We start from the raw sequence: 19303 nt of genomic DNA, 5'->3' as shown, positions 1-19303 counted from the left end.
ATGTGCTGGTGGTGTCCACCAGCCGTCATCGTGACCATCGGCACGGTTGCAGCGGTCCGGCGCACCCTAAGGTCGAGCTGTGCGCATGATCCAGCGACTGCAGTTCGTCAATGGCATGATCGCCATCGCGATCTTCGCGGTGGTGCCGCTCTTCCTGGGCGGTCTGCCGGCGCTCGCCGCACCGTTCCGGGTCGTCTACTGGACGTGCGTCGTGCTGGTCGTCGTGATCTTCGTCCTGGTGGCCGGCTCACCCATCGCCTTCGGGCGGACGCCCCGCACCTATCTGCTGGTCGGTGCGTTCGTCGTGGCGGCATACGTCGGCGCGGCGCTCGGCTCGACATACGGCTTCAGCCTCATGCTGCTGGCCGTCGCGACCGCCGTCTGGGCCAATTTCGTGCCGCTGCGCGTCTCGATCGCGACGATCGCGGTGCTGCTGCCGGCCAGCACGGCCCTGATGGCGCTGGTCAACGGGCAGGCCTCGCTCCTTGCCTGCACCTGGTATGCCGTGCTCACCCTCATCGTCGACGCGTTCGTGCTGATCGGCGTCGAACAGACCGCGGTCGTCCAACGCGCCAACCTGGAGGCCGAGCGCGCCAACCGGGCGCTGCGCGAAGCCCAGGCGCGACTGCGCGAGCAGAGCGCCGCCGAGGAGCGGCTGCGCATCGCACGGGAGTTGCACGACGTCGTCGGTCACCAACTCGCCGGTCTCACGCTCACCCTCGAGACCGCCCGGCACCTGCCCGCGGAACAGGCGCAGCCCTATCTGGACAACGCACAACGCACCGGCAAGGAGTTGCTGGCCCAGGTGCGCAGCGTCGTGAGCGAGCTGCGCGACGGCGGGTCGAGCGGGGCAGCCTCGCCGAGGGCGTTGGCCGACAACTGGCCGGGCATGCAGGTGGAGGTCAGCGACGACGCCGTTCTGGACCACGTGCCCGACGCGCTGCGCCATGCGTGTGTGCGGCTGGTGCAGGAGTCACTCACCAACGCCGCCAGACACGGGGCGGCCACCCAGGCATGGGTTGCCTTGGAGCGGGCCGACGGCGCCTTGTCCGTCGTGGTCCGTGACAACGGTCGAGGCGCCGACACCACGGTGGAGGGCAACGGATTGCGTGGCATGCGAGAGCGTTTCACCGCACTTGGCGGTTCGGTCGTATGGCGCGGCGTGCCCGGTGGCGGATTCGTCGTGCAGGCGTCGGCTCCGGTGGGAGACAATGCGGCGTCCGGCGAACGCGCGATCGAGGAGCAGGTATGACGACAGCCGATCGCATCCGGGTGCTCGTGGTGGACGACCAGACCATCGTCCGCGACGGCATCGTCGGGCTGCTCCGGTTGAGCGAACGGATCGACGTGATCGGTTCGGCGGCGGACGGCCGGAAAGCGTTGGACGCACTGGATATCGAGCGCCCTGACGTCATATTGCTGGACCTGCGGATGCCGGTGCTGGACGGCATCGCGGTGCTGCGCGAGTTGGGCCTTCGCGAGGATCCGCCGCCGTGTCTGGTGCTGACGACGTTCCAGGACGACGAGCAGGTGTTGCAGGCGCTGCGGGCCGGGGCGCGCGGCTATCTGCTCAAGGACGTGTCGCTGGACGACCTCGTCGCGGCAGTCGAGATCGTCGCCGCCGGGGGATCGATGGTGGCGTCCTCGGTGACCCAGCGACTGCTGGACCGGCTCGGGTCGGCGGACACAGCCGTTGCGCCGGTCGATCTGCCGGTGCACATCGAACTCACGACCCGGGAGCGCGAGGTGCTGCGCATGCTGGTCGGCGGTTTCTCCAACAAGGAGATCGCCTCCGCCATGCACCTCGCGCCCGGCACCGTCAAGAACCACGTGTCAACGGTGCTGGCCAAGCTGGGCGTGCGTGACCGCACCCGGGCGGTGCTGCGCGCGCTCGAGTTGGACCTGGTGTGAGCGCGATACAGCCGGCGGTGAAGGATGTCGAGCGGCTCGCGCGTTCCGCGGCTGACTGGCTTCTCACCGCAGTGCCCGGTGACCACGCGGATCTGTCGCTGTACCAAGGGGTTTCGGGTGTCGTGCTCGCCTTGCACGAAGCTCGCACCCACTTCGGCGACGATCGGTATGACGCGGCGGTGGAACGTGGTCTCGACGAGCTGGCCGTCGCAGTCGACTCGGTCGACGATGCGTCCCTCTACTTCGGGCTCGCCGGTATGGCGTTCTGCCTACATCGGCTCGGCCGTATCGGCACAGCCGGTCGTGCGTTGGCGCGGATCCGTGCGTCCTTCGACGGAGAGCGCTGGAACACGATGTTCGAGCTGCTGATGGGCAACGCCGGGATCGGCCTGGGTGCGCTGCAGGCCGGAGACTACGAGCTTGCGGTGCAGGCGGTGCTCCCCTATGTCAACAGTGCGGACCGCACCCCCCATGGCGTCAACTGGGCGGTCCGGCCGACACCACCGCGCTCGCACCACATGGCGCACGGCACTCTTGGCATCGCGTTCGCGCTGGCGTCGATCGGAAGCGCGTCGGGACGGCCGGATCTCGTCGAACTCGCCGTGCTGGCCGCCGAGGACGTCGTCTCGCGCAACACGGCAAGCACCGCGGATCTCCTTGTCCCACAATCCGATCCGCCACACCGACCGGACATCATCGAGCGCTACAGCTACGGCTGGTGCAACGGCCCGGCCGGCGACGCGCAGCTTTTCCGGCTGCTCGGACACCTGACCGGTGAGTCCCGATGGACCGACCTGCAGGATCGCTGCTGGACCACCGTCGTCGGATCCGGCCTTCCAGCACGGCTGCGACGCGGCTTCTGGGACAACAACGGACACTGCTGTGGGACAGCGGGTGTGCTCGCGACAGCGTGTGATCGCATTGTCGAACGCGGTGACGACTTCCGCTTCGCGGACTCCCTCGTTGCCGACCTGCTCACGCGGGCGACCGTCGACGACACTGGCGCCCGATGGTCCAACTACGAGTACCGCGCCGATCCACCGGACCTCGCGCCACTGCCCGGTTGGGCGATGGGCAACGCCGGCATACTGCGTGAGCTGCTGCGGTATGTGCGGTTACGCCGCGGGGGCGGCACCGACTACGCCATACAGTGGCCGGGCCAAGCGACCGCGAAACCTCTTGCTCCTCAAGGCCGTTCAGCTGCATCATGAGAAACCTCTCCCCAGGTCAACGTGGCGGTCACCGTGAGGGTGAGTAGTCCCCTGTCGTCGGTGATCGGACGCACGACGTCGAGCACCTCCGCGTCGAAGGCGACGTTGTCCTCGAGCGCCATGACGGCCCGGGCCAGGCTGGACGTCGACCGCAGGGAGGTCAGGTAGTTCTCCGGACTCTGCCGGAACTCTCGCGCCGGGGTGAGTTGGCCGCGTGGCGTCCACAGTCCCCGCGCCGTCAGGTCGTCGGAGACGTCGTATGCCGGGTCGTAGTTCTCCGCAGTGGAGAAGCGCTGGATCACCTCGATGATCTCGGGCATCCGGCCGTGCCGGGTCGATCGATCGACCAACGCGAGCGGAGCGCTCGGGTGGAGAACGTCGCGCAGTCTGCCGATGACGGCCGGCAGGTCGAACCAGTGCATCGCCTCGCCCACCACCGCAAGGTCGAACGGACCTGTGGCGGTGAACGTTTCGGCTGGCTCGCAATGCCAGGCCACGGCCGACCCACCAGGTAGCGCGCGGCCGACCTCGATCATCGGAGCCGACCGTTCAACCGCCACGACCGAGGAAACCCGACCGACAAGCCGACGCGCGATCGACCCCTCACCAGCGCCCAGGTCGAGGACCCGACCGCAGCTGGCCAGGTCGACGAGCCGGTCGATCACTTCCTGGGGGTATGGCGGCCGGGCGCGATAGGCCTCGGCCACTCCTGGAAGCAGAAAGGTGTCGGCCCGGCGGGCGGACGGTTGCGGCATACGAACTCCTCGGCATCGGACCCTCCGTTCTCCAAACGTCTCGCAGCGCCCGACAGTTTCGCCCGAATGCCGTGGCGCCCTTGGATTGAGCGGCACACCAACGTAACGAGCGGCACAGCAAATGTGCCCGCTTTGCGGTGCCGGTCAATGCATTGGTGTGCCGTTCAATCAGAGGACTTTGTCCAGTTCGCGGCGGAGATTCTCGGCCCAACGGGCACGAGTCGCCTGAATGGTGGGCAGACCGGGCGGTGGCTCGTCCATCGCCCGCGCGGCGAAGGTCATTGCGGCGGCCGCCATCAGGGAGGTCAGATCGGACGGGTCACGGTCGGCCAAGACAGGTTCCTCGGCGAAGAAGTCGGCCGCCGCGGACACGGTGCTGCCGCTCATCGCACAGTCCATCGCCAGCAGGGCTGGATCCATCCACTCCGCGCCGCGTCGTACCTGACCCCAGTCGACGAGCACGTCACGGTCGGTGCCGAAGATCAGGTTGTCGGCCCGAACGTCCCAGTGCAGCAACGCATCTCCGTCGATCAAAGCGACAGCACGCTCTGCATGTGACGCGAGCTCGTCGTGATGCTTCGCCCACCAAGGATCGACCTGATCAAGTCGATCCGCCAGCAACTTCCAGCCGTCGGCGAAGATCGGGCTCTCGATGGCCAACGGCACCCAGTTCGACGCGACACGGCCGAGAACCGGGCGCACCGCTGACAGGACGTCACTCGCACGACGCAGGTCGTCTGCCGACCACGGCACGTCGGGCACCCCGCCGGGCAGGTCCTCGATAAGCAACGCGACCCAATCGCCGTCGTCATACACATCGAGTAGCCGAGGCAGGTTCGGGTGTGCAGGAAGCACCGCGAGGATCCGTGCTTCGTCCCGTAGCAACTCCGGCGTGATCGGATTGAGTTCAGGGCCGCATGTTTTGACGAACGCCGTTGCGCCCGCTGACGATCCGATCCGCGCGGCCGGCCCGGGCGACATACCGCCGACGCAGTCGGTCACCGCGATCAGCTCGCCGCCGATCTGCCGACCAGCCCATGTGCGAACGCGGTCCGGCGCCTCGGCGAAGCCGAGCCGGACACCCTGCGCATGCTGGTGCCGACTCATGCACGGCCCTTCTTCTTCGGACGGCGACTCCGCCGCACGATGTATGCCGTGGGTGTGACCCCGTTGTAGCGGATCACCCGCTCCCCCGACACCTTCAAACCCCGTGCGTGCGCGACGGATTCGGTGAAAACGCGTTTGTCGTCGGACAACAGCACACAACGTCCGTCGGCGGTGAGCACGCGCTCGACCTCGCGAAGGATCGCCGGGTAGAGCGTCTTGTTGAGCTCGTTGCTGCCGATGCGCTTGCCGAAGGGCAGGTCACTGACCACCCGATCGACACTGCCGTCACCGAGCGGAAGGTCGGTCGCGTCCGCTTCGAGGACTGAAACCGACTGCTGCACTGACAGATTCGCTGCATTCTCGATGGCGAGCCGGGTCGCTTGCGGATCCTGCTCGATGCTGTATGCCGGTCCCCCACGCAGCAGCGCGTCCACGATCGGCACTGTGCCGACACCGGCGCACGGGTCGAGCAACTGGTCTCCGACACGCAGTTTCGCCAGGCGCAACAGTCCGGCAGCGACCGGACCCGGCGTCGTCGCGGGCAGCCGCTGCAGATGGCCGATGCGTCGTGACCAGTGCCATGGTCCGAGGTCGATCCTCCCGGCCTCGACGTCGATGTTGAGCATCCACTCGCCGGGCGCGTTGACCCATCCGAGTGCCTCGACGCGCGCGATCCATTCCGACCGCAAGCTCGGGTCTTTCGCCTGCACCCGGAACGCCGGTGTCTCGAGACCGATGAGCGCGGCTGCGCTGATCACGGATGCGACGTCGGCCAGCGGCACGCCCACCCGTTCGACCATCGCGGGCAACTGCTCACGTTCGACACCTGACTCGCACCGGATGGCTCCCGGCTCCAGCAGCTCGGATCGCACATCGTCCCGATCCCGCAGGTCACCGCGCACGAGATCCTCCAACCCCACCGGGCAGGTCAGCAGCAACGGGATCGTCATACGGCGAAGCCTATGCGAGTGACCAGTGCCGACCGATCCGCTGCGTCGTACACAACGCGCGTCATACCGCGCGACATGTCTGACGGAACCGCAGCAGACGCGGAACGGCCCGGCCGCACACGAGGTGCGACCGGGCCGTTCAGCGATTGCCTACCGGAGGATCAGTCCTCCACGGCGACCGACTCGGAGTCGTTCGACCCCTCGGCGCCGTCCTTGCCACGACCGCGACCGCCGCGACGGCGGTTGCGCTTGCGGGGCTCGCGGTCCGACTTCTCGTCGCCACCCTCGGCGTCCACCGGTGCTGTGGCGTCAGCGTCCGACTCAAGGTCAGCCGGAGCAGCAGCCGGTGCGTCGTCGGCGACGTCCTCGTCGGACGCGGCCTCGGAAGCGGACTCGTCGTTCGCCTGGACGACAGCCAGCGACAGCTTGCCGCGCGGGTCGACCTCCTTGAGCTCGACCTGGACCTTCTGGCCGATCTTCAGCACGTCCTCGACGGCATCGATCCGCTTGCCGCCGACCAGCTTGCGCACCTCGGAGATGTGCAGCAGGCCGTCCTTGCCCGGAAGCAGCGACACGAACGCGCCGAAGGTCGTCGTCTTCACGACGGTGCCCAGGAAGCGCTCGCCCACCTCGGGCATCTGCGGGTTGGCGATCGCGTTGACCGCGGCGCGCGCGGCCTCGGCGGACGGACCGTCGGTGGCACCGATGTAGACGGTGCCGTCGTCCTCGATGGACAGGTCGGCGCCGGTGTCCTCCTGGATCTGGTTGATCATCTTGCCCTTCGGGCCGATGACCTCACCGATCTTGTCGACCGGGATCTTCACCGCGATGACACGCGGGGCGAAGGGTGACATCTCATCGGGAGCGTCGATCGCCTCGTGCATCACGTCCAGGATGTGCAGGCGCGCGTCGCGGGCCTGGGTCAGCGCACCGGCCAGCACGTCGGCGGGGATGCCGGCGAGCTTGGTGTCCAGCTGGATGGCCGTGACGAACTCACGGGTGCCTGCGACCTTGAAGTCCATGTCACCGAAGGCGTCCTCGGCTCCCAGGATGTCGGTCATCGCCGCGAACTCGGTCTTACCGTCGACCTCGGCCGACACCAGACCCATCGCGATGCCGGCGACCGGCGCGCGCAGCGGCACACCGGCGTTGAGCAGCGCCAACGTGGACGCGCAGACCGAACCCATCGAGGTGGAACCGTTGGAGCTCAACGCTTCCGACACCTGACGGATCGCGTAGGGGAACTCCTCACGCGTCGGCAGGACCGGCATCAGCGCACGCTCGGCGAGCGCTCCGTGGCCGATCTCGCGACGCTTCGGCGAACCGACGCGGCCGGTCTCACCTGTGGAGTAGGGCGGGAAGTTGTAGTTGTGCATGTAGCGCTTGCGCGACACCGGCGACAACGTGTCCAGCTGCTGCTCCATGCGCAGCATGTTCAGCGTGGTGACGCCCATGATCTGGGTCTCGCCGCGCTCGAAGAGTGCCGAACCGTGCACCCTCGGGAGCACCTCGACCTCGGCCGACAGCGCACGGATGTCCGCGAGCCCACGACCGTCGATGCGGACCTTCTCGCGCAGGATGCGCTCGCGGACGAGCTGCTTCTGCACCGAGCGGTACGCCGCGGAAATCTCCTTGTCGCGGCCCTCGAACTCCTTGCCCTCGCCGGCGAGCTCAGTCTTGAGCTCCTCCTTGTAGGCGTCCAGCTGCGACTCACGGTCCTGCTTGTCCGCGATGGACAGCAGGCCGCGCAGCTTCTCGGTCGAAGCGGCCTCGACGGCGTTCAGCGCGTCGTCCTCGTAGTCGAGGAAGAGCGGGAACTCCTGGACCGGCTTGGCGGCCTTCTCGGCAACCTTGTCCTGCGCCTCGCACAACACACGGATGAAGGACTTGGCGGCCTCCAGGCCCTGCGCGACGATCTCCTCGGTCGGCGCCTGCTTCCCCTGGTCCTTGACAAGGCCCCAGGTCGCCTCGTTGGACTCCGCCTCGACCATCATGATCGCGACGTCATCTTCGACCACGCGGCCGGCGACGACCATGTCGAAGACCGAGTTCTCCTGGTCGGAGTAGGTCGGGAACGCGACCCACTGGCCGTCGATCAGCGACACGCGGGTGGCACCGATCGGACCGGAGAAGGGCAGACCCGAGATCTGCGTCGACGCCGAAGCGGCGTTGATCGCCAGCACGTCGTACTGGTGGTCGGGGTTCTGCGCGAGGACGGTGATGACGACCTGGACCTCGTTGCGCAGGCCCTTGACGAAGGCGGGACGCAGCGGACGGTCGATCAGCCGGCAGGTGAGGATCGCGTCGGTCGAGGGGCGACCCTCACGACGGAAGAAGCTGCCCGGGATCTTGCCCGCGGCATACATCCGCTCCTCCACGTCGACCGTCAGCGGGAAGAAGTCGAAATGGTCCTTGGGGTGCTTGCCTGCGGCCGTGGTCGACAGCAGCGTCGTCTCGTCGTCCAGATAGGCGACGACCGCGCCGGCTGCCTGCTTGGCCAACCGTCCGGTCTCGAAACGGACCGTGCGCGTGCCGAACTTGCCGTTGTCGATAACGGCTTCGGCGAAAGTGATTTCTGGACCCTCCATTGGGTCCTCCTGTTCTCTTGCTTCTGACCACGCATCGTCGTTGTGCGTGGTGCTCTCCTTCATTACGGGTGTATGCCGCGAGTCGGCCGCATCCTTGTCGGGCCGGTGGGCAGCACCCGCCTACGACAACAAGGCGGCTACCGGATGGGTAACCGCCTTGTCGGCATAAGTCTTGGTGGTCAAGCGACCCTGTTCAGCGTCGCAGACCGAGGCGCTTGATCAGCGCACGGTAGCGCTCGATGTCAACGTCCTCGAGGTAACGCAGCATGCGCTTGCGCTTGCCGACCAGGAGCAGCAGACCGCGCCGGCTGTGGTGGTCGTGCGGGTGCTGACGCGAGTGCTCGGTCAGGTCGGTGATGCGCTGCGTGAGCATCGCGATCTGGACCTCGGGCGAACCGGTGTCGCCCTCTTTGGTCGCGTAGTCGGTCATGATCTGCGCCTTGGTGGCGGTGTCCAGAGGCATGAGTGGGCGATCTCCGTTCGTCTCTTGGTTGCGCGGTGCTCCTGGGCATTTCCACCAGGGCGCTCTTGGTCCGCGGCCGGTTTCACGGCGATGCAAGGTTATCAGCACGAGAGCGCGCGCCCCTAATCGAAGCGGCCCGCGCGAGGGCGTGCACCGCGCAGCGGTCGTCATACGCTCTAATGGAGCCTGATGAACCGGACTGCCAAGAGCGAGCGAAGCCGCTACGAGACCGAAGTCGCCGCGTATGTCGAGGCGGGCGGTAACGAGCAGGTGCAGCGCGTCATCACGGCGGTGCACGGCCTGCATCGCCGGTTGTCGCAGTGGTACACCCAGAACCTCTCCGACCTCGACCTCACCGCGGGCGAATGGGCGGTGATCCGGCATCTCGCCGCCGAGGCCGACGACCACATCTCCACACCGTCCCAGCTCGCCGACACCGCTGCGGTCGCGCCGTCGTCGATGACGCACCGCCTGGACCGGATGGCCGAGCGTGGACTGATCGAGCGCGAGCCCGACCAGGAGAACCGCACCCGCATCCTGGTGCACCTGACCCGCGACGGCTGGGAGATGTTCCGCCAGGTGATCCGGCACTCCGACATGGTCGAGTCCGACGTGCTGTCCCACGTGCCGGCCGGCCAGCGCGACAAGCTCGCGCAGTTGCTCGAGCTGGCCATCGCCGGGCTCGACGACGAGATGAAATAGCGCGCCGGGGCCCCTTCCCCACGACGGTCGCGAACTGCTTACCGAGCGGATAGCAAACGCACCGAGAGGACAGGCAATCCGGTCGTAATCGGCCGGAATTACCTGTCCTCTCAGTGTTTTCCTGTCCTGTCGGCGCGAGTGGCTCAGTCCTCGGAGCGCAGTCGGCGACGCAGGCCCGCACCGGCGAGCGCGGCTCCACCGAGGGCCGCGGCACCTGCGAGCAGCACGCCGTGATTGCCACCGGCGGCGGGCCCGTCGGTGATGATCGGCGGGCCGGTGGTCGTCGACGTGGCGGTCGCGGTCGAGCTCGGCGCGGTGGTCGCGCAGGACAGTGCCGGAGCCGTGGCCGCGCCACCGGCGCTGACCTCGAGGTAGGGCTGCGGGTTCACGGCGAGCATCGCCTGTGTGCTGGCGCGCAACTCCTTGTCACCAGCGGTCGCCTTGCTGCCCTTGGCCGATTGCGCGTCGAACGACTTCTGGTCGAACGCGTAGCCGCCACGCAGTGCTGCTGGCGCGCTGCACCCGAACTGCAGGCCACTGACGAAGGACTTGGCCTTCGCCGCTTCCGACGTCTTGCCGGCCAGCGTGAAGGCGACCGCAGCGAGTCCCGTGCTGTTGGTGTTGGGGGCGGCCTGGGCGGCCGGCTCGACGACTCCGCCGCTCCCCTGCTGGTTGCCGGCGATGAAGTTGACGGCCTTGCCGATCGCCGCGTCGTGGCCACCTGCGGCGCTCAATGCCTGCACCGCGAGAGAAGTCGCGTCGGTGTCACCGGTGCACGAGCCGTCGAACGTCATCCGGAAGCCGCCGTCGTTGCACTGCTGCTTGGCCAGGAAGTCGACAGCCTTGGCATCCGGCTTGCCGGCGCGCGTCAGGCCGATGATCGCCAGTGACTGGCCGATGGTGTTGGAGTAGTCGCCATATGCCGACTTGTCCTTGAACTGGCCGGTGCTCTGCTCCAGGGTCTTCAGATCGTTGAGGTAGGTGTCGCCGGGCAGCCCCTGGGCCTGCGCGAAGACCAGCAACTTGGCAGTCGCACCGGCATACAGCTCCTTCGTGTCGCCACCGGTCCGGTAGGCCGCCGCGTTCTTGGTGATGTATGACGCCGCGCGCGTCGCCGCGGACTGGCCGTTCTTGGCGGCGTCGAGGCCGAGGACCGCGTCGATCGTCAGTCCGTAGTCGGGGAAGCTGCTGCCCCCGGAGCTGACCGAGAGGTGGTCGCCACCGGCCGCGAGCTCGGACGCCAGGAAGTGTGCGCCGGTGGCGCCGTCCGGCGTGGCGGCGGTCGCCGGTGCCGCGACGGCGAGGCTGGTGAGGCCGGCGCAAGTCAGGGCGAGTGCGCCCGTGATACCCGCACGGGTGCGAAGAGAGGTGGTCATTGAGATGCCTTCCACGAGATCGCGCGGCCCGCGGAGGTGAATCGGGGCGTTCTCGCGGGGCCGCGACGAGATCGCCCGTGGACGCACAGGTGCTCCGGCTCGCCGCCGGCGTATGACGCCAGGTCGGCACACGGTTGCGGGTCAGCGCCGGATTCGCACCGGCTTCCCCTGCAGGGATCGCGTCCAGTGCGGAGCTTACCGTGAACTCAGGCCGGGCCGGCGTACCGCTCCAGACGCGCAGCGATCTCAGCGACTCCCGCCAAGGCATCGGTGGCGATGTCGACGATGAGGTCGAATTTCTCATCATCGCTCGCCACGAATCGATAGTCGTTGAGCGCGTAGAACAACCGCACCGACACGAGGGCAAGCCGAGTCTCAGGGTTGGGCCCGGCCGAAGGACGGCACGTCAAGCACAGGTGAGCACAACACCGAGACGAGGAACGAGTCTCAGCGTTGGGCCCGGCCGAAGGACGGCACGTCAAGCACAGGTGAGCACAACACCGAGACGAGGAACGAGTCTCAGGGTTGGGCCCGGCCGAAGGACGGCACGTCAAGCACAGGTGAGCACAACGCCGAGACGAGGAACGAGTCTCAGGGTTGGGCCCGGCCGAAGGACGGCACGTCAAGCACAGGTGAGCACAACGCCGAGACGAGGAACGAGTCTCAGCGTTGGGCGAACCAGATGCCGATCTCGCGCTCGGCCGACTCCGGGGAGTCCGAGCCGTGCACGATGTTCTGCTGCACCGCAAGGCCCCAGTCGCGACCGAGGTCGCCACGGATGCTGCCCGGTGCGGCGGCGGTCGGGTCGGTGGCGCCGGCGATCGCGCGGAAGCCCTCGATCACTCGGTGCCCGCTGACGATCGCGAACGTCGCGGGTCCACTGGCCATGAAGTCGACCAGCGGCTGGTAGAACGGCTTGCCCTCGTGCTCGGCGTAGTGCTGCGCGAGCCGGTCGCGGTCCGCGGTCATGATCTGCAGAGTGTCCAGGGTGTAGCCCTTGGCCTCGATGCGGCGCAGGACTTCACCGGTGAGGCCACGGGCGAATCCGTCGGGTTTGACGATGACGAGGGTGCGTTCCATGGCTCACATTCAATCGGACGGCCGGTATGGCGTCACTCGTGGGGTTTCTCGCACGGGCCAAAGGCGCCACGAACAACTGGCTACTGTCGTTACTTTCTCGCCGTACAGAGCGGTTTATGCGAGAAAGTAACGACAGTAGCGAGAAACCGGCTGGAGCGAACCAAATCGCTACGCCGCGACCTTGCCCAGGACGAGCAGTCCGAAGAGGAAGACCGCCAGCGCGATCCGGTAGTAGACGAACGGCCGGAAGTTGTGGTGCGAGATGTAGCGCATGAACCACGCGACCACGGCATACCCGACGACGAACGCCAGCAGCGTCGCCACCGCGATCTGGCCCCAGCCGTCACCGTCGCTGCCGTGCAGGTCCTTCAGCTCGAACAGGCCGGAGATCACCACGGCCGGTATGGCGAGCAGGAAGGAGTAACGCGCCGCGGCACTGCGGGTGTAACCCATCAACAGACCACCGGAAATCGTTCCGCCGGAGCGGGATACGCCAGGGATGAGCGCCAGCGCCTGCCACAGCCCGAATCGGATGCCGTCCTTAACGGTGAGGTCGTCGAGCGTCTTGCCGTGCTCCACTTCTTCGCCGTCGGCAGCCAGGCCCGTGCCGTCGACCGTGTCCCCGGAGGCGGTGCCGGCAGGCACGGGCACCTGTCGCTCGGAGGAGGAATGGGTCCTCGCGTCGACCGTGCTGTCGGCCACGGCGATGACGATCGCGAAGATCAGCAGCATGCTCGCGGTGACCCACAGATTGCGCAGGTCGCCCTCGATGAAGTCCTTGAGGACCAGGCCGAGGATGCCGATCGGGATGGTGCCGACGATGACCAGCCAGCCCATCCGGGCGTCAGGGTCGGTGCGCGGCACCTTGCCCGTGACCGAGAGCGCCCACTGCTTGATGATCCGCACGATGTCGCGCCAGAAGTAGACGATGACCGCGGTCTCGGTGCCGAGCTGGTTGACGGCGGTGAAGGCGGACCCGCCACCGTCGTTGTCCCAGAAGAGGCGGCCGACGATGAGTTGGTGCGCCGAGGAGGAGATCGGCAGGAACTCGGTGAGTCCTTGCACGATCCCCAACACGATCGCTTCGATCCAGGTCATCCGGAAGTCTCCTCGTGGTGGGCGGTCAGGTCGTCCATCTTGCGGCCCTGGACGAGGGCGGTGACCCACAGGGCGATGAACATCACGCCGACGACGAACATCATCGGCAGCACGAAGCCGGCCAGCAGCGTCGCACATTGGACGACCCAGCCGAGGGTGACACCCCAGGGACGCCGCAGTGTCCCGGCCGCGACGATGCACAGGACGGCGAGCACCAGCCCGATCACGAGGTATGACGTGTGGGCCGTGTCGTGTTGCGCCTTGGCGATCGCCCAGGCGACGAGCGCGCCGAGGAAGACCACCACGGTCTGCGAACCGACCACGAGGCCGGCGAACCGGCGCGTCATACGGTCACCGACCCCATGGACCAGGAGGTTGCCGATCATGCTTATGCCTCGGTCACGCCGAGCAGCGCACGCACGTCCGCGGCCGTCGTGATCGACCCGGTCGCGAGCACGCCGCCGGCGACACCGCCCTCGTCGGCGAGCTCGGCGGCGCGGTCAATGGCGTCGGCCATGCCCGGCACGACGTCGACACGGTCCTCGCCGAAGATCTCGACCGCAATGGCACCGAGCTCCTCGGCTCGCATGCTGCGATGTGACGAATTGCGAGTGATGACAACGTGATCCAGCACCGGCTCGAGCGTGGACAGCATGTCGTCGGCGTTCTTGTCGGCGAAGATCGCCAGCACTCCGACCAGTCGGACGAAGGTGAACGAGTCGCTCAACGCGTCGCGCAGGGCGCGCACGCCGGATGCGTTGTGCGCCGCGTCGACCAGCACGGTCGGCGAGCGCCGCACGATCTCCAGCCGGCCCGGCGAGTCCAGATCGGCCAGCGCGGTGCGCAGCACGTCGATGTCGAGGGCTTGCTCTCCCCCGCCGAGGAACGCCTCGGCCGCGGCGATCGCGGTCGCAACGTTGTGTGCCTGGTGATCACCGAAGAGCGGTAGGTAGAGGTCGCGGTAGACCGCGGCCAGACCCTGGACGGTCAACTGTTGGCCGCCGACGGCCTGATCGCGTTCGAGCACCTCGAAGTCGACGCCCTCGCGCTTGGCCGCGCCACCGACCTCGGCCACCCGCTCGGCGATCAGCTCGTCGACCGCCGGGTCCTGGTCACCGACGACGGTGATCGCGCCGGGCTTGATGATGCCGCGCTTCTCCAGGGTGATCTCCTCGACGGTCGAGCCGAGCAGCCGCGTGTGGTCCAGCGACACCGGCGTGATGACCGCGACGTCACCGTCGGCGACGTTGGTGGCGTCCCACTCGCCGCCCAGGCCGACCTCGACGATCGCGACGTCGACGGGAGCGTCCGCGAACGCGGCGTAGGCCATCACGACCAGGATCTCGAAGTAGGTCGTCGTCGGCTCCCCCGCCGCGCGTGCCTCGTTGTCGATCAGCTCGACGTAGGGCAGCACGTCGTCGTATGTCGCGATGAAGCGTTCCGGGTCGATCTGCCTGCCGTTCAAGGCGATCCGCTCACGCACGTTGTGCAGGTGCGGCGAGGTGAACCGGCCGGTGGCGAGGCCCGTCTCCCGCAGGATGCGCTCGATCGCCCGTGTGGTGGTCGTCTTGCCGTTGGTGCCGGTCAGGTGCACCACCGGGAACGACCGCTGCGGGTCACCCAGCAGCTCCATGATACGGCGCACCCGCTCGAGCGACGGCTCCGGACTGGACTCCGGGGTGCGGGCGAGGATCGCGTCCTCGACCTCGCGCAGCCGCTTGCGGATCTCGAGGTTACGTGCGGCCTCGCGTTGCGCGGCATCGGGTCGACCACTAGCCATGTGCACCATCCAAGGTTGCGTCCTCCGGGTCCCCGCCGAGTGGCAGGTGGATCCATATCGAGTCGGGCACACCGCCGCCGGTGCTCTCGCGTCCGGTCTCGGTGAAGCCGTAGTGCTCGTAGAACGAGCGCGCGTTGTCGTTGCCGTCCAGGTAGGACAACACGATCTCGTCATACTCGTCGGCCTTGGCCTTGGCGATGGCGGCGCGCATCAGCATGCCGCCGATGCCGGCGCTGTGGAACTCGGGCAGCACGTAGAGCTTCCACAACGCGAGGTGACCGTCCAGCGGCCCGACGGACGTCATACCGACGATCTCGCCGTCGTATTCGGCGACCGTCACCCGTCCGGCTCGGATGGCGGGGATCGTCGCATCTGCGGTCCACCACTTGGCCAAGCCCATCGCGACGTAGTCCTTGCCCGCGATGGGACCGTAGGTGGCCGGCCAGGTCTGCTGGCCCACCTCGATGACACCCTGCAGGTCGTCCCCGGTCGCCGCACGCAGCAGCACACCGCTGGCAATCTTCATCGTGCGGTCCTCTTCATCGCGCCGTCCCCTCTGTCGCCGACTCGACACGCTTGACCGCGATCGACACGTGCTTGCCGCCGCCGAGATCCGCGTCGACGGCACCGGGCAGCTCGTGACCCGCGCCGGCGGAGCCGAACTGCACCGCCAGCGTCTCACGCATGATCAGCTGCTGGTGGGTGACCGTGGCCTGCCAGGCGTCGTCGTCTCCGGTGACGCCCAGGCTGATCCGGTCGCTGACCTCCAGGCCGGCATCACGGCGGGCCTGCTGGACCGCACGGATGATGTCGCGGGCCAGGCCTTCGATGCGCAACTCGTCGGTGACGTCGGTGTCGAGCACCACGAAGCCACCACCGGGCAGCATCGCGGCGACCTGGTGCGCCTGGGCCTGGTCGGTCACGACCGACTCGAGGCTGAATTCGCTCTCCTGCAGGGCTAATCCGCCACTGGTGACGGTGCCGTCCTCGGCCACCGACCAGTCCCCGGACTTGCTGCCCTTGATCGCGCGTTGCACGTCCTTGCCCAGTCGAGGGCCGGCTGCGCGGGCATTCACGGTCAGCTTCTGCTCGATGCCGAAGTCGGACTCGCTGGCCTCGGCCAGGTCGACGAGGCGCACCTCTCGGACGTTGACCTCATCGGCGATGAGAGCGCTGAAGTCGGCCAGTGCTGCCGCGTCCTTGACCACCACGGTCAGCGTCGCCAGCGGCAGCCGCACGCGCAACTGCTGGGCCTTGCGGACCGAGAGCGTCGTGGAGCAGACCGCGCGGGCACGGTCCATCGCCGTGACGAGCTGCTCATCGGCGGGCAGATCGGTGGAGTCCGGCCAGTCGGTCAGGTGCACCGAGCGACCACCGGTCAGCCCGCGCCATACCTGCTCGGTGACGAACGGCAGCAGCGGAGCAGCTACCCGGCATACGGTCTCCAGCACGGTGTAGAGGGTGTCGAAGGCAGCCTGTGCGTCCCCGTCGGCGCCGTTCGTTCCCCAAAAGCGCTCGCGGGAGCGGCGGATGTACCAGTTGGTGAGCACGTCGAGGAAGCTCTGCACCGCGTCGCACGCGCCGGCGACGTTGAACTCGTCGAGGTCCATGCGGACGGTCTCGACCAACTCGCGGGTCTTGGCCAGCACGTAGCGGTCCATGACGTTCGTGGACTCGGTCGACCAATGTCCCTCGGTCCCAGCAGCATTCGCGTAGAGGCTGAAGAAGTACCAGCTGCTCCACAACGGCAGCAGCACCTGCCGCACACCGTCGCGGATGCCCTGCTCGGTGACGATGAGGTTGCCGCCGCGCAGGATCGGGCTGCTCATCAGGAACCAACGCATGGCGTCCGCGCCGTCGCGGTTGAAGACCTCTGAGACGTCGGGGTAGTTGGAGAGGGACTTGGACATCTTCTGCCCGTCGCTGCCGAGCACGATGCCGTGGCAGATGACGTTCTTGAAGGCCGGCTTGTCGAAGAGCGCGGTCGACAGGATGTGCAGCATGTAGAACCAGCCGCGAGTCTGGCCGATGTATTCGACGATGAAGTCGGCCGGGAAGTGGTGCTCGAACCAGTCGGCGTTCTCGAAGGGGTAGTGCACCTGGCCGTAGGGCATCGACCCGGAGTCGAACCATACGTCGAGGACGTCCTCGACGCGGCGCATCGTCGAATTCCCGCTTGGATCATCGGGATTCGGGCGGGTCAACTGATCGATGCCTGGCCGGTGCAGGTCGTCGACCTTGACTCCGAAGTCGCGCTCGAGCTCCTCGAACGACCCGTAGACGTCGACTCGCGGGAACTCCGGGTTGTCGGACTTCCACACCGGCACCGGGCTGCCCCAGAAGCGGTTGCGGGTGATCGACCAGTCGCGGGCGTTGGCCAGCCACGTGCCGAACTGCCCGTCCTTGACGTTGCCGGGCACCCAATTGATCTCCTGGTTGTGTGCCAGCATCCGGTCCTTGAACGACGTGACGCTGACGAACCAGGAGCTGACTGCCTTGTAGATCAACGGGTTTCGGCACCGCCAGCAGTGCGGGTAGGAGTGCTCGTAGGTCTCGCGACGCAGCAGCACGGTGCCCCCGGTGACCTCACCCCACGAAGTTTCTCCCCCGCTTCCCTGCACCCGACGAAGTTCTCCCCCGCTACGCTCCTCCGATACTTCGTCGGGGCCCGCAGCCTCCGAATACTTCGCGGGGGCCCCGAGTCCTTCGATACGGCCGTCCCGCAAGGCATTCGTCGCTGCCTTCAGGTCGTCGATGATGTGCGGGTTCGCGTCGAAGACCAGCATGCCTTCGTACTCGGAGACCGGGTAGGTGAAACGGCCGTCGGGGCCGACCGGCATGACCGGCACGATGCCCTCGCGGTCGGTGACGACCATGTCGTCCTCACCGAAAGCGCCTGCGGTGTGGACCAATCCGGTGCCGTCGGTGGTCGTGACGAAGTCGGCGGGTACGACGCGGAAGGCCTTCTCGTGGCCTTCGTAGTAACCGAACGGCGGCGCGTAGACCGACTCGAGCAGGTCGTTGCCGGAGAGGCGCGCGACGACATACGGCTCCGGGTCGGCCTTGGCATCGCCGAAGAGTTCCTTGGCGTATGCCGCCAGCCGCGCGTGCGCGATCACGTATCGCTGGGTGGTGCCGGTCGGCACATCGGTCTCGACCACGACGTAGTCGATGTCCGGCCCGACCATGACCGCGAGGTTGGCCGGCAGGGTCCACGGCGTGGTGGTCCACACCAGGAAGAGCGTATCCTTCAGAACATCCAATGTGCTGCTGGTGCAACGGAATCCGACGGTCACCGCCGGGTCCTGCCGCATCTGGTAGACGTCGTCGTCCATCCGCAGCTCGTGGTTGGACAGCGGCGTCTCGTCGTTCCAGCAGTAGGGCAACACGCGGAAGCCCTCGTAGATCAGCCCCTTGTCGAAGAGCTGCTTGAAGGCCCAGATGACCGACTCCATGAAGTCGGGGTTCAGCGTCTTGTAGTCGTTGTCGAAGTCGACCCAGCGGCCCATCCGCTCGACATACTCACGCCACTCGCCGGTGTAGCGCAGCACCGAGGCCCGTGCGGCGTCGTTGAACTTGTCGACGCCCATCTCGAGGATCTCGTCCTTGGTCTTCAGCCCGAGCTGCTTCATCGCCTCGAGCTCGGCAGGCAGCCCGTGGGTGTCCCAGCCGAAGCGGCGCTCGACGCGCTTGCCGCGCATCGTCTGGTAGCGCGGGATGAGGTCCTTGACGTAGCCGGTCAGCAGGTGGCCGTAGTGCGGGAGACCGTTGGCGAAGGGCGGGCCGTCGTAGAAGACGAACTCGTTGGTGCCGTCCTTGCCCGCATCGCGCTGCTCAACGGACGCACGGAAGGTGTCATCGGCGTCCCAATACTTGCGTACGGCCTGCTCGATCGCCGGGAAGTCCGCGGAGGATGCGACGGCATTGACGTCGCCGGTCTGCGATGCGGTCAGGTCGACCTTCGGATAGGTCATGCGGTGCGTCTCTCTCACGGTCGTCTCGTCCTGCTCGAGGACGACGCTGCCCGCTTCTGCCGGGCCGCTCCGCGGTACCACCTCGCTTGTCGTATGGCGAAGGGGTTCGTCATACGACCGCTCTTGCATGAGCTGTGACGGGCTCGTCCCGTCCGGTTCTAGTGGGCGCGTGACCGCGCTGTTCTTCCGGAAGCTCGCCGCTGATGACGGCTCGAACGCTGCTGCAGCCAAGTGTATTCGCCCGCCACGCCGGCCTCCAACTCGATAGGGACGGAGGCCACCTTCCGTTGGACCGGGCAGCATTTGGT

General features: G+C 67.3%; 16 protein-coding genes and 1 riboswitch. Of the genes, 4 read left to right on the top strand and 12 right to left on the bottom strand.

Annotation, left to right across the window (positions count from 1 at the left end):
- The first annotated feature begins 85 nt into the window (after positions 1 to 85).
- The 3 genes from IEX71_RS01730 to IEX71_RS01720 are packed head-to-tail and all read left to right on the top strand — an operon-like array spanning position 86 to position 3122.
- On the top strand, positions 86 to 1252 hold the full coding sequence (locus IEX71_RS01730; RefSeq protein WP_188835235.1) for a sensor histidine kinase: 1167 nt from the start codon (positions 86 to 88) through the stop codon (positions 1250 to 1252).
- The gene (locus tag IEX71_RS01725; protein WP_188835234.1) at positions 1249 to 1911 is read left to right on the top strand and encodes a response regulator; all 663 of its coding nucleotides are present in this window, start codon (positions 1249 to 1251) and stop codon (positions 1909 to 1911) included. The genes IEX71_RS01730 and IEX71_RS01725 overlap by 4 nt, the downstream gene beginning before the upstream one ends.
- The gene (locus IEX71_RS01720; protein WP_188835233.1) at positions 1908 to 3122 is read left to right on the top strand and encodes a lanthionine synthetase LanC family protein; all 1215 of its coding nucleotides are present in this window, start codon (positions 1908 to 1910) and stop codon (positions 3120 to 3122) included. The genes IEX71_RS01725 and IEX71_RS01720 overlap by 4 nt, the downstream gene beginning before the upstream one ends.
- On the opposite strand, the gene IEX71_RS01715 is transcribed toward IEX71_RS01720, so the two are convergent.
- The 5 genes from IEX71_RS01715 to rpsO all read right to left on the bottom strand — a co-directional run bounded on the left by IEX71_RS01715 (position 3098) and on the right by rpsO (position 8985).
- Positions 3098 to 3877, bottom strand: coding sequence for a class I SAM-dependent methyltransferase (locus IEX71_RS01715; protein ID WP_188835232.1), 780 nt, complete (start codon positions 3875 to 3877; stop codon positions 3098 to 3100). The two genes, IEX71_RS01720 and IEX71_RS01715, sit on opposite strands and share 25 nt — an antisense overlap.
- A gap of 168 nt (positions 3878 to 4045) precedes the next feature.
- Positions 4046 to 4984 carry a protein kinase family protein gene (locus IEX71_RS01710; protein WP_188835231.1) on the bottom strand — a complete coding sequence of 313 codons (939 nt, stop codon included), beginning with the start codon at positions 4982 to 4984 and terminating at the stop codon, positions 4046 to 4048.
- A complete protein-coding gene (locus IEX71_RS01705; RefSeq protein ID WP_188835230.1) occupies positions 4981 to 5934 on the bottom strand; it encodes a methyltransferase domain-containing protein in 954 nt (317 codons plus the stop codon). Before IEX71_RS01705 ends, IEX71_RS01710 begins: the two co-directional genes overlap by 4 nt.
- 161 nt (positions 5935 to 6095) lie before the next feature.
- Positions 6096 to 8522 carry a polyribonucleotide nucleotidyltransferase gene (locus IEX71_RS01700; protein WP_188835229.1) on the bottom strand — a complete coding sequence of 809 codons (2427 nt, stop codon included), beginning with the start codon at positions 8520 to 8522 and terminating at the stop codon, positions 6096 to 6098.
- Between the two features lie 193 nt (positions 8523 to 8715).
- Positions 8716 to 8985 (bottom strand): 30S ribosomal protein S15, encoded by a 270-nt coding sequence (rpsO, locus tag IEX71_RS01695; RefSeq protein ID WP_188835228.1) that lies wholly within the window; start codon positions 8983 to 8985, stop codon positions 8716 to 8718.
- Positions 8986 to 9174: 189 nt separating this feature from the next.
- Here rpsO and IEX71_RS01690 point away from each other — a divergent pair, with 189 nt between their 5' ends.
- A complete protein-coding gene (locus tag IEX71_RS01690) occupies positions 9175 to 9687 on the top strand; it encodes a MarR family winged helix-turn-helix transcriptional regulator (protein WP_188835227.1) in 513 nt (170 codons plus the stop codon).
- Positions 9688 to 9830: 143 nt separating this feature from the next.
- On the opposite strand, the gene IEX71_RS01685 is transcribed toward IEX71_RS01690, so the two are convergent.
- The 7 genes from IEX71_RS01685 to ileS all read right to left on the bottom strand — a co-directional run bounded on the left by IEX71_RS01685 (position 9831) and on the right by ileS (position 18995).
- Positions 9831 to 11063 carry a prenyltransferase/squalene oxidase repeat-containing protein gene (locus IEX71_RS01685; RefSeq protein ID WP_188835226.1) on the bottom strand — a complete coding sequence of 411 codons (1233 nt, stop codon included), beginning with the start codon at positions 11061 to 11063 and terminating at the stop codon, positions 9831 to 9833.
- A gap of 88 nt (positions 11064 to 11151) precedes the next feature.
- Positions 11152 to 11231: riboswitch (cobalamin riboswitch) on the bottom strand.
- Between the two features lie 495 nt (positions 11232 to 11726).
- Complete coding sequence (ndk, locus tag IEX71_RS01680) at positions 11727 to 12143, bottom strand: nucleoside-diphosphate kinase (protein WP_188835225.1); 417 nt, start codon at positions 12141 to 12143, stop codon at positions 11727 to 11729.
- Positions 12144 to 12311: 168 nt separating this feature from the next.
- Complete coding sequence (locus tag IEX71_RS01675) at positions 12312 to 13241, bottom strand: undecaprenyl-diphosphate phosphatase (RefSeq protein WP_188835224.1); 930 nt, start codon at positions 13239 to 13241, stop codon at positions 12312 to 12314.
- Entirely contained in the window at positions 13238 to 13627 is a 390-nt protein-coding gene (locus IEX71_RS01670; RefSeq protein WP_188835223.1) for a DUF4233 domain-containing protein, read from the bottom strand. The genes IEX71_RS01675 and IEX71_RS01670 overlap by 4 nt, the downstream gene beginning before the upstream one ends.
- A gap of 2 nt (positions 13628 to 13629) precedes the next feature.
- The gene (locus tag IEX71_RS01665) at positions 13630 to 15021 is read right to left on the bottom strand and encodes a bifunctional folylpolyglutamate synthase/dihydrofolate synthase (protein ID WP_188835222.1); all 1392 of its coding nucleotides are present in this window, start codon (positions 15019 to 15021) and stop codon (positions 13630 to 13632) included.
- Positions 15014 to 15547 (bottom strand): GNAT family N-acetyltransferase, encoded by a 534-nt coding sequence (locus IEX71_RS01660; protein WP_188835221.1) that lies wholly within the window; start codon positions 15545 to 15547, stop codon positions 15014 to 15016. The genes IEX71_RS01665 and IEX71_RS01660 overlap by 8 nt, the downstream gene beginning before the upstream one ends.
- 13 nt (positions 15548 to 15560) lie before the next feature.
- Positions 15561 to 18995: an isoleucine--tRNA ligase gene (gene ileS, locus IEX71_RS01655; protein ID WP_188835220.1), complete on the bottom strand. Its 3435-nt coding sequence runs from the start codon at positions 18993 to 18995 to the stop codon at positions 15561 to 15563.
- Positions 18996 to 19303: the final 308 nt, after the last annotated feature.

The sequence above is a fragment of the Flexivirga endophytica genome (assembly GCF_014640635.1).
GTDB lineage: Bacteria > Actinomycetota > Actinomycetes > Actinomycetales > Dermatophilaceae > Flexivirga > Flexivirga endophytica.
Note: the sequence above shows the minus strand (reverse complement) of the source record. Positions and strands in the feature narration are given on the sequence as shown.

Excerpts from the sequence above, each read along its gene's own strand:
- IEX71_RS01730 (WP_188835235.1), top strand. The coding sequence starts at position 86 with ATGATCCAGCGACTGCAGTTCGTCAATGGCATGATCGCCATCGCGATC.
- IEX71_RS01725 (WP_188835234.1), top strand. The coding sequence starts at position 1,249 with ATGACGACAGCCGATCGCATCCGGGTGCTCGTGGTGGACGACCAGACC.
- IEX71_RS01715 (WP_188835232.1), bottom strand. The coding sequence starts at position 3,877 with ATGCCGCAACCGTCCGCCCGCCGGGCCGACACCTTTCTGCTTCCAGGA.
- IEX71_RS01710 (WP_188835231.1), bottom strand. The coding sequence starts at position 4,984 with ATGAGTCGGCACCAGCATGCGCAGGGTGTCCGGCTCGGCTTCGCCGAG.
- IEX71_RS01705 (WP_188835230.1), bottom strand. The coding sequence starts at position 5,934 with ATGACGATCCCGTTGCTGCTGACCTGCCCGGTGGGGTTGGAGGATCTC.
- IEX71_RS01700 (WP_188835229.1), bottom strand. The coding sequence starts at position 8,522 with ATGGAGGGTCCAGAAATCACTTTCGCCGAAGCCGTTATCGACAACGGC.
- rpsO (WP_188835228.1), bottom strand. The coding sequence starts at position 8,985 with ATGCCTCTGGACACCGCCACCAAGGCGCAGATCATGACCGACTACGCG.
- IEX71_RS01690 (WP_188835227.1), top strand. The coding sequence starts at position 9,175 with ATGAACCGGACTGCCAAGAGCGAGCGAAGCCGCTACGAGACCGAAGTC.
- IEX71_RS01685 (WP_188835226.1), bottom strand. The coding sequence starts at position 11,063 with ATGACCACCTCTCTTCGCACCCGTGCGGGTATCACGGGCGCACTCGCC.
- ndk (WP_188835225.1), bottom strand. The coding sequence starts at position 12,143 with ATGGAACGCACCCTCGTCATCGTCAAACCCGACGGATTCGCCCGTGGC.
- IEX71_RS01675 (WP_188835224.1), bottom strand. The coding sequence starts at position 13,241 with ATGACCTGGATCGAAGCGATCGTGTTGGGGATCGTGCAAGGACTCACC.
- IEX71_RS01670 (WP_188835223.1), bottom strand. The coding sequence starts at position 13,627 with ATGATCGGCAACCTCCTGGTCCATGGGGTCGGTGACCGTATGACGCGC.
- IEX71_RS01665 (WP_188835222.1), bottom strand. The coding sequence starts at position 15,021 with ATGGCTAGTGGTCGACCCGATGCCGCGCAACGCGAGGCCGCACGTAAC.
- IEX71_RS01660 (WP_188835221.1), bottom strand. The coding sequence starts at position 15,547 with ATGAAGATTGCCAGCGGTGTGCTGCTGCGTGCGGCGACCGGGGACGAC.
- ileS (WP_188835220.1), bottom strand. The coding sequence starts at position 18,995 with ATGACCTATCCGAAGGTCGACCTGACCGCATCGCAGACCGGCGACGTC.